Below are 658 nucleotides of genomic sequence, written 5' to 3'. Positions count from 1 at the left end.
CTGAACATTGAGCCTTGATGTGTAGGATAGGTGGGAGGCTTTGAAGTGTGGACGCCAGTCTGCATGGAGCCGACCTTGAAATACCACCCTTTAATGTTTGATGTTCTAACGTTGGCCCGTAATCCGGGTTGCGGACAGTGTCTGGTGGGTAGTTTGACTGGGGCGGTCTCCTCCTAAAGAGTAACGGAGGAGCACGAAGGTTGGCTAATCCTGGTCGGACATCAGGAGGTTAGTGCAATGGCATAAGCCAGCTTGACTGCGAGCGTGACGGCGCGAGCAGGTGCGAAAGCAGGTCATAGTGATCCGGTGGTTCTGAATGGAAGGGCCATCGCTCAACGGATAAAAGGTACTCCGGGGATNAGCAGGTGCGAAAGCAGGTCATAGTGATCCGGTGGTTCTGAATGGAAGGGCCATCGCTCAACGGATAAAAGGTACTCCGGGGATAACAGGCTGATACCGCCCAAGAGTTCATATCGACGGCGGTGTTTGGCACCTCGATGTCGGCTCATCACATCCTGGGGCTGAAGTAGGTCCCAAGGGTATGGCTGTTCGCCATTTAAAGTGGTACGCGAGCTGGGTTTAGAACGTCGTGAGACAGTTCGGTCCCTATCTGCCGTGGGCGCTGGAGAACTGAGGGGGGCTGCTCCTAGTACGAGAG

At 54.8% G+C, this 658-nt stretch carries 1 rRNA gene; it reads left to right on the top strand.

The features are described from left to right. A 23S ribosomal RNA gene (locus EIZ58_RS32780) occupies positions 1 to 658 on the top strand; the annotation flags it as partial.

It is taken from the genome of Ammoniphilus sp. YIM 78166 (assembly GCF_004522215.1).
Classification (GTDB): domain Bacteria; phylum Bacillota; class Bacilli; order Aneurinibacillales; family RAOX-1; genus YIM-78166.
This window is presented reverse-complemented; position numbering and strand designations above follow the sequence as displayed.